This is a genomic window from Calidithermus terrae (genome assembly GCF_003574345.1).
GTDB classification, from domain to species: Bacteria; Deinococcota; Deinococci; order Deinococcales; family Thermaceae; genus Calidithermus; species Calidithermus chliarophilus.
Map to the genome: position 1 here is coordinate 1 of NZ_QXDL01000019.1, position 12,881 is coordinate 12,881.

The window sequence follows — 12,881 nt, forward strand, 5'->3', positions numbered from 1 at the left end:
TAATCATGTTGCGGGCGGGGTACTGCTGGGCGTCCTCAAAAACCCCGGCGCCTTCGCCCGCAACATGATTAAGGCCGGCAAGGGCGGCTTCGAGGGGTTCAGCAAAAACGCCCGGACCCACCTCACCACCGGCCTGGGCGAGTGGCTCACCGGGGCGAGCGGCGGCATCAGCTTCCCCCGCCGCCTCGACGACGCCATGGCCCTGCTCCCCACGGCGCTGGGCATCATGGGCTTTTCCTACCGCAACGTCCGCGCCAAGCTGGTCAAACGGATCGGACCGCAGGGGGAACACCTCGTCTCGAGGGCCGAAACCGCCACCGGCGGATCCCTCTCGGCCTTCCAGGCCCTCAAGAACAGCGGCCTGCACAAGGCCAAGGACATGGGCGAGGCCGCCAGCCTGATCAAGACCGAGGCCATCGGGGGGATCAAGAACTACGTCATCGCCGAGGTCATCAAGAAGGCGGTCATCAAGGTGGCGAGCCTGCTGATCCCCGGCGGGGGCTTCGTGCAGGCCATCCTCTCGGTGTTCGACACCGCCATGTTCTTCGTCGAGCGGGCCAAGCAGATCGCCTCGCTGGGCAGCTCGATCCTCGACTCGGTCTCGGCCATCGCCGCCGGCAACCTGACCGCCGCGACTCAGCGGGTAGAACTCAGCCTCGCCAAAGCCATCCCGGTCACGCTGGGCTTCCTGTCGCGCTTCTTGGGGTTGGGGAAGATCGGGAACAAGTTGCGGGAGATCGTCAACAAGGTCAAGGGCAGGGTCGAGAACGTCCTGGACAAGATCGTCGCCAGGTTCACGCCGGTCATCAAGAAGTGGGCACAGGAGCCAGGGATCGGGAAACATGATAACCCCAAAGCCGCTCAGGGGGGGGATCATCGCACGAGGGCCCAGAAAGAGGCCGATGTCGGAAAAGCCGTAGCCGACGCAGACAAGCTTCTGCTTGCGGATGAGGCTACTGAGCAAGGCATCAGGAGCGGCTTACCGGCTATAAAGCAACGGTACAAGCTTAGCTCGATCTCCTTAGTCAAAGAGCCGGATGGGGCGTATCACGTCACTGCGGTTATCAATCCGACCGCTCGGACTCCCTCGAGGAAACTCCACACCGATTTTTACCCGGTCAGCATGGACGCAGAGCCCAACGATAAGGGGATTCTGGTTAAGTACACGACCAGGGCGGGTAAAAGCTTCCAGGTTCAGGTCGGGCGAAGCGGGCACGTGACCCAGGCACAGGGGTTTAGCCTTGACCTCACCTCCTTAGGACGTGGCGTCACGCAAGATCCTGCCAACAAGCAAAAAAATGCTGGGCAAAACAGCGCCCACATTATCGCCAACTGGTTTGGTGGGTCAGGTTATAGAACATCGCTCAACTTAGTGGCTACGAGTGATTACTTCAATAAGCAGGTGATGGGAGCGAAGGAGCGCGAAATAGCTGGTTGGGTAAGAGATAATGACATCATTACCTTTAATCTCTGTGTGACCGTAGACTGGGGACAAGTGGCCGAGGAAGCTGTAGTTGCAGGCATGGTAGATCAGTTAAAAAGTTTGGCCGGCTCGGGATTGCCGGATCATAAGCAGGAGAAGATTAAGCAGAAGATTCTACGTGATCTCGTAAAATTTACGCCTTTATTAAAAGCTGTGGAGGACGTTGAATATAGCGGAAATGGCAAATCGGCTAATGGCAAGACTAAAATCTTTGGTCCTGTCAACACAGGGCCAGACAGGTGGCTTAAGCTTAAATAGGAGATGTTTATGGATGAAGTTGAGATGTTCATAGAAGAGTTTGTTCAAGAAGAGTATCTTTTGTGGAAAATGGCCTATGAAGAGCGAGATGATGAGCTTTTTTGGGATGCCAGGAGTGCGTTTAATGAAAAGTATTATGCCGATAAAGATATGGAGACAGATGTTCGCAGGCGGAAAAATCCCGATGATGCTTGGTTCAAAGAAGCTCATACCTTCCTTGAGGGCAAGCAAAAACGTAAGCTTTTTATGATTAAGAAATTTGCCCATGCAAAGCTTGGGGAATTATATGGTGTTTATCTGAGCAGTAGCAGTAAAGGATCAAACTCATTTCATGAGCTGATTTACTTAGCGAGAATTAAAGGTAAACTGAAGATTATTTCTTCATACATCACTGATTTGGAGGGGGGTTTCGAGCACTTCTTTGGCGCCAGGTTAGATCAACTTCCTGATCCCATAAAAGTTGTTAAGTACTCACCCCCGAGCGATTTTGCCGACCTCGAGGAATATGAGTCGGCCTGATCAGGGGAGCTATGAGTAAAGCCGACCGCTTTGTCAAACGTAGGACGTGGCATCGCACAGGGCTTAACCAAATAAGCAAAGCGGCTGAGTCGGCGACAGTTGAGCGTTGTTTGTTGCTTCGAAAGAACGTGCAAAAAAGTCCATGCCGTTTACAACCTTGCGGTCAGTACATCCAACGCGTTTAACACTGCAGAAATGTCTTTTGTCGTGCTTTTTGAGCCTTGGCTAGGAGGGTGACAAGGGGCGGGAGATCGTTAATAAGACCAGGGGCAAGGTTGAGAATGTCCTGGATAATATGGTCGCCAAGTTCGCGCGGGTCGGGTCATCCAGAAGTGGGCGGAGAAGCTGGGGATTGGAAAGCCTGAAGACCCCAAGGCTGCTCAAGAACAGCCAAAGACGCCCAGGAGCGCAGATCTAAGGGCCAGAGTGGCGAGGGATATCTCGAGCAGGATCGGCAACGAGGTAAGCGAACCGTCGAGGGTTCGACAAACGATCAACTCGATTTCCAGTGCTTATCGCTCATAGGGTCTGAAACCCCTCACGGTCAGCGCGGAGCGGGGTAGGCAGGGATATTCCGCGTGGAGGCGGTGGCCTCGCTTGAACAAGTCCTTCACCGGTCCACCGCCTCTGACCTGGGGCCGAGTTTCCCGCTCCATCTCATAGCGATGGTAAAGGGGAACAGTGTCGGTAAGTATGGAAATGAAGGTGGTCTACGTGCCGGGCACAGGTTCTTACAGAGGCTTAGGGGTGTGTGGCCTGATTTTGAGCAGGGATGTCGGCAGGCTGGGATGTCGGGAATTGGGTACGGATGATGGACGGGGGGCATTCGCTCAAGCCTGAAGGGTTCGCAACCCGTGAGAGCCCGGGGTTGGTGGTGGCACTTAGCTACGCCGCAGACACCGACCGGCTCAAGATCGAAGTGGGCCGGGAATCGGATGGGCTCGAGCCTCCTGCGGCTCGTTGCCGAGCCTCCGATAGCTCAAGATATGATACAGGCGAACACTATGCACGACGTAGAGCGGTTTGTAAGGGGCTTCTTATCGGATGAGTACCGGCTGCGCGTGGCTTGTTACAAAGAGCCTGACAACCTCAAGTTTGAACAAATGAGGAGTGAGCACAACGCCAAGTTTTACGCTGAAGACTTGGAAACATTTATTAGAAGACCCGAGAAGCCAGATCCCTCCTGGTATGAGGACGGAGCTAAATATCTTAGCGCTTTGCAGGAACGCATTCTTTTCCAAATCAAGAAGTTATCTGATGAAAAATCCAATGTGATTTATTCTGTTTACCTAAGTAGTGAACACAAGGGAGACCAGTCTTACTTCGAGTTGTACTTCCTAAAGGAAACGTCTCAGGGTTTGCGCATTACCTCCATCTACGTCACAGACAACGAGGGAGGCTTCGAGTACCTAGACGGAGAAGAAGTAGGTGAGCCCTTGAAGCTTATAAAAACGGTCAAATATCAGCCTCCGAGTGATCCTGCTGACCTCGAGGAATATGAGTCAACCTGATCAGAGGAACTATGGGAGAAGCTGACTGATTCGTCAGAGAGTTTCTCGAGAACGTCTTGGACAGGTTAGCGCTGGAACGGGCCTCAATCTGAAGCCACAGCAGGCTTGGCCATCTTTTCAGGGACGAAGAGGGTTAGCACGAAGATGGCCAGGGGCATCAGGGTGATCAGGGTCATGGTCTGGGCCAGCCCGAAGTGATCGGCGAAAGCCCCCAGCGCGGCTACCCCCAGGCCGGTTGCGCCGTAGGAAGTGCCCAGCGACAGCCCCGAGGCCAGCCCCACGTTGCCGGGCATGGCCTCCTGCATCATCACCACGATCAGGGGCCAGATGGAGGAGAGGCTGGCGCCGGTTATTCCCAGGAAGACCAGGCGCAGCCAGCCTTCGCTGTGGCTGAAGCCCCAAAGGCACAGCAGGGCCAGCAGGATGGTGACGATCATGGTGGGCCTGCGACCCAGACGGTCGGCGAGGAGGCCCCCGGACAGGGTGCCCACCGCGCCGAAGATCAGCAGCACCGTGACCATCAAGGCGGTGGCCTCGTTGCCCAACTGCGGGCTGTAGTAGAGGGGAATGAAGGTTTGCAGGCCCCCGGTGACGACCATGCGCAGGGTGATCAGGCTCATCAGGAAGGTCACCAGGCCGAGAGCCAGGGGAGCTTTGTGCCCCGCCGGGCGTACTTTGCGCGGCAGGTCCCGGGTGATGAAGCGCCACTGGCTCGCCAGCAGGGCCAGGCCGATCGCGGTGGGCACCAGCATCAGGAAGATGCCGGGCTTACCGAGGCGCTCGAGCAGCACCGTCGCCAGGATCGGCCCTACGGCGAAGCCGATGTTGCCCCCCGAGAAGAACACCGAGGTGGCGCTGGCGGCCTTGCTGCCGCTGATCGCACGCACCCTCGAGAGCGCTTCGGGGTGGAAGGCCGCCGAGCCCAAGCCGCTCAGGATCACCGCCAGAACCACCAGCCCGTAGCTGGGCAGCCACAGCACCGAAGCCATCGCTACCCCCGTCAGCAGGCACCCGGCCCACACCAGCCACTTGTAGCTCCTGCGGTCGCCCAGCAGTCCGAAGAGCGGCTGGGCCACCGCGATCACGACCTGATTGGCGGTCATGATGGCCGCCGCCCCCGCGTAGCTCAGCCCGAACCCCGTCAACAGCAGCGGCAACAGGATGGGCAGGGCCCCGGTCTGCATGTCCACCGTGATGTGGCTGAGGGTGATGGCAGCGAGGCTTTTGCGGTGAATCTCCGAGGCCATGCCCAGCACTTTAGCACCCTCGAGGACGGCGATTAAGCCCTCAGCCGTCAGCCCGTGGCCCGTCGAGGGCCGGGGGTGGAGGGTCCAGGTCCAGGTCCAGGGCGTACGACGTACGACGTAGGACGTGCGTCTTGCGTTTTGCGTCTTGCGTACGACGCAGGACGCACGACCCGCATCCGCCACCCCTCAAAGCTCCGTCCTCACCTGCCACAGCTCGGGGAACAGCACGATCTCGAGCGCCTTCTTCAAGTACCCCACGCCCGAGGTGCCCCCGCTGCCGCGCTTGTAGCCGATCATGCGCTCGACGGTGGTGAGGTGGTTGAAGCGCCAGCGGCGGAAGTTGTCCTCCACGTCGATGAGTTTTTCGGCGAGGTAGTAGAGGTCCCAGTGCTCGAGGGTGTTGCGGTAGACAGTGAGCCAGGCCTCGAGCACCGCCCGGTTGGGCTCGTAGGGCTTGGAGAAGTCGCGCTCCAGAACCTCAGCCGGGATGACGAAGCCCCGCTGGGCCAGCAGGCGCAGGGCGAGGTCGTAGAGGCTGGGGGAGTGGAGGGCGCCGTGCAGCAGGGCGTGGTGCTCGGTGTGGTGCTCGTGGGGGCGCATCATGAAGGGGTTGCGGTTGCCCAGCAGGAACTCGATGAGGCGGTACTGGTGGGACTGGAAGCCCGAGGCTTGGCCGAAGGAGGAGCGGAACTCGAGGTAGTCGGCGGGGGTCATGGTCTTGAGCACTTCCCAGGCGTTGGTCATCTGCTCCTGGGCGCGGCAGACCCGCGTGAGCATCTTGAGCGAGGGGTCGATGACGCCCTGCTCCAGGAGCTTCATCGCGCTCGAGAGCTCGTGGATGATGAGCCGCATCCACAGCTCCGAGACCTGGTGGATGACGATGAACAGCACCTCGTCGTGGGCGGGGGTGAGGGGGCGCTGGAGGGAAAGCAGCTCGTCGAGGGCCAGGTAATCCCCGTAGGAGAGGTTGTTCTTGAAGTCGGTGTAGGCGCCTTCAGCCGGGTTGGGTTTGTTCATGATCGAACCTCGCGGACCTGCTGCATCATCCGGCGCACCTCGGCGAAGGGCAAACGGCCGTAGCGGGCCAGCAGCAAGAACAGGTCGAGCCTTGCCTTCCAGAGTAGCTCGAGGTCGAGGTCCGGCCAGCGCTTTAAGGCCAGCTCGAGGGCCTCCTCCTCGAGGCGGCTGCACTCGTACTCGAGCGACTGCCAGCCCGCGCAGCCCCAGTCGATGAGCCCCACGTACCCACCCCCCTCGTCGGCGACGATGTTCTCGCCGAAGGCGTCGCCGTGGACGTAGGCGGGCCGGACGGGGTGGGGCGTCTCGAGCGCGGCGCGGAAGAACTCGAGCTCCTCCGCGCTCCACCCGGCTTCGGCCCGGGTGGCCTCGGCGTGGGAGCTGTCGCCGCTTTTCCAGAGGCGCGGGGGTGTGGGGCCGGGCTCGAGCGGGCCGGCGTGGATTTTCTCGAGGTCGGCGAGCAGCTCGTCCCAGAGCTCGGGGCGGGCTTTCCCGACCTCCTTCAGGCTATGCCCCGGCAGCCGCTCCCAGATGCTGTAGCCCTGCCCCCAAGCCAGGGGGCGGGCGGTGCGGACGCCGCGCTTCAGGGCCGCCAGCGCCAGCCGGGCCTCGCGGGCGTGGTCGGCGAGGGGGTTCTTGGCGATGCGGACCACGTAGCGCTCGCCCAGGAAGACCCGGTTGACCAGCCCGTGCCGGGCCGGGGTCAGCGCGCACGCCTCGCCTGCCGGGCAGAGGCCGTGCCGGCGCAGCAGTTCGGCGGGGTCAGGTGACCTTGGCCCGCTCACGGAAGCGCTCGGCCTTCCACAGCCCCTGGCGCATCACCCGCTCGAGGCGCTCCACCGCCTCCGCCACGTCCTGGTAGCGCAGGTAGAGCGGGGTGAAGCCGAAGCGCAGGATGTCGGGGGCGCGGAAGTCGCCCACCACGCCGCTGGCGATGAGGGCCTGCACGATGGCGTAGCCCTCGGGGTGGGCGTAGGCCACCTGGCTGCCCCGGCGTTCGTGCTCCCTCGGCGTGACGAGCTTGAAGCCGTACTCGGCGCACAGAGGCTCCATCCCCTCGATGAACAGGTCGGTCAGGCGCAACGACTTGCGCCGCACCTCCTCCATGTCCACGTCGGCGAAGACGTCGAGGGCTTTGTCGAGCGCCGAGAGGCTCAGCACGGGCGGGGTGCCCACCTTCATGCGGTGGACGCCCTCGGCGGGGTCGTAGAAGGGGTCGAAGTCGAAGGGCGAGCGGTGCCCCATCCAGCCGGTGAGGAAGGGCAGGGCCGCGCCCTGGTGCCGCCGGGCCACGTAGAGGAAGGCCGGGGCGCCGGGCCCGCCGTTGAGGTACTTGTAGCCGCAGCCCACCGCGAAGTCGGCGTTGCAGGCGTCGAGGCGCACCGGGAAGGCCCCCGCGCTGTGGGCCAGGTCCCAGATCACCAGGGCGCCCTTCTGCTGGGCCCGCCGGGTCACGGCAGCCATGTCGTAGCGCCAGCCGCTGCGGTAGTCCACCTCGGTGAGCATCAGCACGGCGGTCTGGTCGTCGAGGGCGGCCTCGACCTCGTCCTTCTTCACCAGCCGCAGCTCGTAGCGCTCGCCCAGGAGCTGTCTTACCCCCTGCGCGATGTAGAGGTCGGTGGGGAAGTTGTCAACGTCGGAGACGATCACCCGGCGCTCGGGGCGCAGCTTGAGCGCGGCCAGCAGCACCTTGAAGAGGTTGATGCTGGTGGAGTCGGCGGCGATCACCTCGTCGGGCTCGGCCCCGACCAGGCGGGCGATCTTGGCCCCCACCCGGCTGGCGAGGTCGATCCAGCCGTGCTTGTTCCAGCTCGTGATGAGGTCCTGGCCCCACTGCTCCCGCACCACGCGCTCGAGGTGCCCCGCCACCGCCCTGGGCAGCGCCCCCAGCGAGTTGCCGTCGAGGTAGATCAGGCCCTCGGGGAGGGCGAATTCCTCGCGCTTGCGGGCTAAGGGGTCGCTCTGGTCCAGCGCAGCCAGGTCGGCTCGGGTTGTCATGGCTGACAGTCTACCCCTGCCCTTGCCGCAGGGCCCGCCAGACCTTCTCGGGCGTGAGCGGCATGTCGAGGTGCTTGACGCCCAGCGCGTCCATCACCGCGTTGACCACCGTGGGGGTAGCCCCGATGGTGCCCGCCTCGCCGATGCCCTTCACGCCGAGGGGGTTGGTGGGGGAGCGGGTGCCGCCGCGGTGGGCCTCCACCCACACCATCTGGTCGGCGCGGGGGAGGTTGTACTCGAGGAAGCTGGCGCTCCGGTTCTGCCCGACCTCGTCGTAGCTGATGCCCTCGTAGAGTGCCTGCCCGAGCCCCTGCGCTACCCCGCCCTGCTGCTGCCCCTCGACCAGCAGGGGGTTGACCACCACCCCCACGTCGTCGAGGGCCACGTAGCGCAGCACCCGCACCTGCCCGGTCTCGCGGTCGATCTCGGCCAGCGCCAGGTGGGCGCCGAAGGGGTAGTTGGCCTCCTTGAGGTTGAAGGTGGCCTGGCCCTCGAGCCCCGGCTCCAGATCCGGGGGCAGCTTGCGGGGGTTGTAGGCGGCCTGCGCGACCTGCTCGAGGCTCACCGCCTTGTCGGTGCCGCGCACCCCCCAGCCCCCCTCGCCCAGCTCCACGTCCTCGGGGGCGGCCTCGAGCAGGTGGGCGGCGATGCGCCGCACCTTCTCGGCCACCTTCTCCGCCGCGTTCAGGATGGCCGAGCCCCCCACCGAAAGCGTGCGGCTGCCGGCGGTGCCCATGCCGAAGGGGATGGCGAGGGTGTCGCCCTGCACGATTTGGATGCGCTCGAGGGGAACGCCCAGCCGCTCGGCGACGATCTGGGCGAAGCCGGTGCCGGTGCCCTGCCCGTGGGGCGAGGTGCCGGTGAAGACCACCGCGCTGCCGTCGGGGTTGATCCGCACCGCGCCGGTGTCCCAGCCGTAGCCGGTGATCTCCACGTAGGTGCAAAGCCCGATGCCCAGCAGGCGGCCTTCCTGCCGCGCCCGGGCCTGCTCGGCCCGCAAGGCTGCGTAGTCGGTGAGCTCGAGCAGCTTGTGCAGGGCCTCGGGGTAGGCCCCGCTGTCGTACTTGGCGCCGGTGAGGGTCTTGTAGGGAAAGGGCCCGCGGATGAGGTTTTTGAGCCGCAGCTCGGCGGGGTCGAGGCCCAGCTCGTGGGCGGCCATGTCCACCAGGCGCTCGAGGTAGTAGGTGGCCTCGGGCCGCCCGGCGCCGCGGTAGGCCCCGGTGGGGGTGGCGTGGGTGTAGACCGAGACGAGCTCGAGGTCTACGGCTGGGATCTCGTAAGGCCCCTGGAGCATGAGGATTGTGCCCGGCGCGTTGCCCAGCGTGGTGTCGAGGATGTAGGCCCCCAGGTCGGCCACCACCCGGCCCCGCAGGCCCAGGATGCGGCCCCCGGCGTCGAGGGCGAGCTCGAGGTCGGCCACCTGGGCCCGCCCGTGCACCGTCGCCACGAAGCTCTCGGCGCGGCTCTCCACCCACTTCACCGGCTTCTCGAGCCTCGAGGCCAGGTAGGCCACCAGGATCTCCTCGGGGTAGACGTTGATCTTGGCCCCGAAGGCCCCGCCCACGTCGGGGGTGATGGCCCGCACCCGGTTCTCGGGCAGGCCCAGCGCCTCGGCCACGCTGCCGCGCACCTCGTGGGGCATCTGGGTGCTGCTCCACACCGTCAGGCTGCCCTGCACCTTGTCCCAGGCCGCCAGCACGCCGCGCGGCTCCATCGCGGTGGGGGCCACCCGCTGCTGCACCATCCGCGCCCCCACCACCCGGTGGGCGCCGGCGAAGGCCGCCTCCACGTCCCCGGCGGTGGTCCTGCGCCGGAGGGCGTGGTTGGTGCCGAGGCCGGGGTGCACCAGCACCGCGTTCTGCAGGGCCTCGAGGGGGTCACAGACCGCCTCGAGCGCCTCGTAGTCCACGTAGACCCGCTGCAAGGCGTCCTGGGCGCTTTGCCTCGAGGTCGCCACCACCGCCGCGACGGGCTGGCCCACGTAGCGCACGAAGCCCTGCGCCAGCACGGGGTGCTGCACCACCTTGGCGTCGCGCCCGCCCGAGCCGGGGGCGTAGAGCCCGGGCAGGTCGGCGGCGGCGTAGACCGCCAGCACGCCGGGCACCTCCAGCGCCTCCCGCGCGTCTATGCCGGTGATCCGGGCGTGGGCGTAGAGGCTGCGCACGAGCGCCACGTGCAGGGTGCCCTCGAGCGCGAGGTCCTCGACGAAAGAGCCCTTGCCGGTGATGAACTTGCCGTCCTCGAGCCGCTTGACCGCCATGCCGATCCACTTGGGCGTGGTCTGGGGTTCCACTGCGGAAGACATGCCGCCATGCTACCGAGTCGGGGGCGGGGAGTGAGAGCCTTGGCTCACCAGCCGCCCCCAGCCGCTATGCTGGGCCCCATGGCGACCCACCGCTTCCAGCCGGCCCACTACCACACCACCCTCGGCCCCCACGCCCCCGTCCTGAGGGTCGCCCCCGGCGACACCGTGATCACCACCTGCGTGGACGCGCGCGGCTTCGACCACACCGACCGGCGCGTGACCCCGCCCGGCAACCCCATGACCGGCCCCTTCTTCGTCGAGGGCGCCGAGCCCGGCGACACGCTGGCGGTGCGCCTGGAGCGCCTCACCCCCAACCGCCGCCGCGGCTGGTCCGGGGTGCTCATCGCGCCCAACGTGCTCGAGCCCGAGCACGTGCCTGCGCTGGCCCGGTCGGGCGACTTCAGCACCCGGTGGAACTGGGCCGTGGACGCCGAAGCCGGGACCGCCCGGCTCGACCACCCCGGCAGCCCCCTGCACGGCTTCGAGCTCGAGTTCGACCCCATGCTCGGCTGCTTCGGCGTGGCCCCCGAGGGCGGCCAGGCCATCTCCACCGCCACCTCCGGCCCCCACGGCGGCAACATGGACTACCGCGGCTTCCGCGAAGGCGTCACCGCCTACTTCCCCGTCTTCGAGGAGGGCGCTTTGTTCTTCCTGGGCGACGGCCACGCCCTGCAGGGCGACGGGGAGATCGCCGGGACCGGCATCGAGATCTCCATGGACGTGCAGTTCTCCCTCGAGCTCCTCAAGGGCCAGCGCATCTCCTGGCCGAGGGGCGAGGACGAGAACTTCATCTTCACCGCCGGCAACGCCCGCCCCCTCGACCAGTGCGTGCAGCACGCCACCAGCGAGATGCTGCGCTGGCTGGAGACGGGCTACGGGCTCGAGCCCGCCCACGCCTCGCTGCTGATGGGCCAGTGCGTGCGCTACGACCTGGGCAACGTCTTCGACCCGGCCTACACCATGGTCTGCAAGATGCCGAAGAGGCTGCTGGGGCGGGTGAGGCGGTAGCCGGGCGCGGGGCGTATGTCGGACGCAAGACGCAAGACGCAAAACGCAAAACGCAAAACGCATGTCCTACGTCGTACGTCGTACGCCTTGGACCTAGACCCTCGGCCCTCGGCCCTCGACGAGCTATGGGCCACGGGCTGAGGGCTGAGGGCTGAGGGCTGACGGCTTATACCCCGCTTGCCTTTTCTCCTGCGCCTGGCTATACTTCGACCTTGGCACCCACCGGGTGGCCCGAGACAGCGAGGGGTCACCGCCCGCCGGGCGGAAGAAGACCTTAAATATCTCGCCGAGGCGCTGACGGGGAAGCGTACGTCGCGGTTTATAGGCCGGGAACCCCCCATTCCCGAACAGGAAAGTCTGCCTGTGGCTCCAGAAGGAGCCGTAGTCAGGAGGATACGTGCCGAGCAAGCGCAACGTAGAGTTGCTCGAGAGCCTCAAGAACACCTTGGCTGGGGCTAACGGGTCGTTCTTCCTGGTGGACTATCAGGGCCTGCCTTCCAACGGGGAGCAGAAGCTGCGCCGCGCCTTCCGCGAGAAGGGCGCGCAGATGGTCGTTGCCAAGAACACGCTCATCGAGCGTGCGCTGGCCGATCTCAACCTGCCCAAGCTGGACGGCCTCAAGGGGCCCTCGGCGGTGGTGCTGTTCGACGACCCGGTCGCGGCAGCCAAAGCCATCGCGGAGTTCGCCAAGACCAACGACAAGGGGCTGCCCGCCGCCAAGGGGGGCGTGCTCTCGGGCAACGTCATCGCCGCCGATGACGTGAAGGCGCTGGCCTCGCTGCCCAGCCAGACCGAACTGCGCGCCGAGCTCGTCGGCGTGCTCCAGAGCGCGATGAGCGAGCTGGTCGGGGTGCTGGGCGGGAAGGCTCAGGAGTTCGTAGGCATTCTGGACGCTTTCGTCGCCAAGCAGGAGGCGGCGTAAGCGGTTGGGCGCAGGCCCATTCGTGGAGGTAGATCATGGCTTTGGACATCGCCGCCATCAAGGAACAGCTCTCCGGCGCTACCGTGCTGGAACTCAAGCAGCTCATCGACGTGCTCAAGGAAGAGTGGGGCGTGACCGCCGCCGCCCCCGTGGCCGTGGCTATGCCCGGCGCCGCTGCGGGCGCTGCTGCCGCCCCCGCCGCTGAGGAGAAGACCGAGTTCGACGTCGTCCTCAAGGACGCCGGCGCCAACAAGCTCAACGTCATCAAGGAGCTGCGCGCCATCACCGGCCTGGGCCTCAAGGAGGCCAAGGACCTCGCCGAGCAGGGCGGTGCCGTGAAGGAAGGCATCTCCAAGGACGAGGCCGAGAAGATCAAGAAGCAGCTCGAGGACGCCGGCGCCAAGGTCGAGCTGAAGTAAAGCGCCCCAAAGGCGGTAGACCCCGGGCTTCGGCCCGGGGTTTTTGCCGTCATGGTTGGACCACGAGTGCGCGAGCCGGTGGCCGCCCCCACGGCGCTCTGCGTTCGGCGCCTCCCGCACGCCCCTCGAGCCCCTGCTTCGCCGCTTGCAGATTCCGCGCCATGTGCTACACTTCTAGGCAATTGAGCGAAACC

The 12,881-nt window shown here is 64.9% G+C and carries 11 protein-coding genes; 6 read left to right on the top strand and 5 right to left on the bottom strand.

Going from position 1 to position 12,881, the window contains the following annotated elements:
* The 3 genes from Mterra_RS03730 to Mterra_RS03735 form a co-directional block, all read left to right on the top strand.
* Positions 1 to 1,741, top strand: a 1,741-nt coding sequence (locus Mterra_RS03730) for a DNA/RNA non-specific endonuclease (protein WP_176582510.1), incomplete at its 5' end; no start/stop codon positions are given.
* A 9-nt stretch (positions 1,742 to 1,750) separates the two neighbouring features.
* Positions 1,751 to 2,260 (top strand): hypothetical protein, encoded by a 510-nt coding sequence (locus tag Mterra_RS21755; RefSeq protein WP_147372535.1) that lies wholly within the window; start codon positions 1,751 to 1,753, stop codon positions 2,258 to 2,260.
* 1,004 nt (positions 2,261 to 3,264) lie between these two features.
* Positions 3,265 to 3,771 (top strand): hypothetical protein, encoded by a 507-nt coding sequence (locus Mterra_RS03735; RefSeq protein ID WP_147372536.1) that lies wholly within the window; start codon positions 3,265 to 3,267, stop codon positions 3,769 to 3,771.
* Positions 3,772 to 3,854: 83 nt separating this feature from the next.
* On the opposite strand, the gene Mterra_RS03740 is transcribed toward Mterra_RS03735, so the two are convergent.
* The 5 genes from Mterra_RS03740 to Mterra_RS03760 form a co-directional block, all read right to left on the bottom strand.
* Positions 3,855 to 5,018: an MFS transporter gene (locus tag Mterra_RS03740; RefSeq protein ID WP_119313953.1), complete on the bottom strand. Its 1,164-nt coding sequence runs from the start codon at positions 5,016 to 5,018 to the stop codon at positions 3,855 to 3,857.
* A gap of 186 nt (positions 5,019 to 5,204) precedes the next feature.
* Complete coding sequence (kynA, locus tag Mterra_RS03745) at positions 5,205 to 6,035, bottom strand: tryptophan 2,3-dioxygenase (protein WP_119313954.1); 831 nt, start codon at positions 6,033 to 6,035, stop codon at positions 5,205 to 5,207.
* Positions 6,032 to 6,820 carry an aminoglycoside phosphotransferase family protein gene (locus Mterra_RS03750; RefSeq protein WP_119313955.1) on the bottom strand — a complete coding sequence of 263 codons (789 nt, stop codon included), beginning with the start codon at positions 6,818 to 6,820 and terminating at the stop codon, positions 6,032 to 6,034. The genes kynA and Mterra_RS03750 overlap by 4 nt, the downstream gene beginning before the upstream one ends.
* Positions 6,798 to 8,033: a kynureninase gene (gene kynU, locus Mterra_RS03755; protein WP_119313956.1), complete on the bottom strand. Its 1,236-nt coding sequence runs from the start codon at positions 8,031 to 8,033 to the stop codon at positions 6,798 to 6,800. Before kynU ends, Mterra_RS03750 begins: the two co-directional genes overlap by 23 nt.
* A gap of 10 nt (positions 8,034 to 8,043) precedes the next feature.
* A complete protein-coding gene (locus Mterra_RS03760; protein WP_119313957.1) occupies positions 8,044 to 10,338 on the bottom strand; it encodes a xanthine dehydrogenase family protein molybdopterin-binding subunit in 2,295 nt (764 codons plus the stop codon).
* 78 nt (positions 10,339 to 10,416) lie between these two features.
* Between Mterra_RS03760 and Mterra_RS03765 the strand changes: the two genes are divergently transcribed.
* The 3 genes from Mterra_RS03765 to rplL all read left to right on the top strand — a co-directional run bounded on the left by Mterra_RS03765 (position 10,417) and on the right by rplL (position 12,687).
* Positions 10,417 to 11,346 (top strand): acetamidase/formamidase family protein, encoded by a 930-nt coding sequence (locus Mterra_RS03765; RefSeq protein WP_119313958.1) that lies wholly within the window; start codon positions 10,417 to 10,419, stop codon positions 11,344 to 11,346.
* A 397-nt stretch (positions 11,347 to 11,743) separates the two neighbouring features.
* Entirely contained in the window at positions 11,744 to 12,268 is a 525-nt protein-coding gene (rplJ, locus tag Mterra_RS03770; RefSeq protein WP_119313959.1) for a 50S ribosomal protein L10, read from the top strand.
* Between the two features lie 35 nt (positions 12,269 to 12,303).
* A complete protein-coding gene (rplL, locus tag Mterra_RS03775) occupies positions 12,304 to 12,687 on the top strand; it encodes a 50S ribosomal protein L7/L12 (RefSeq protein WP_018466622.1) in 384 nt (127 codons plus the stop codon).
* Positions 12,688 to 12,881: the final 194 nt, after the last annotated feature.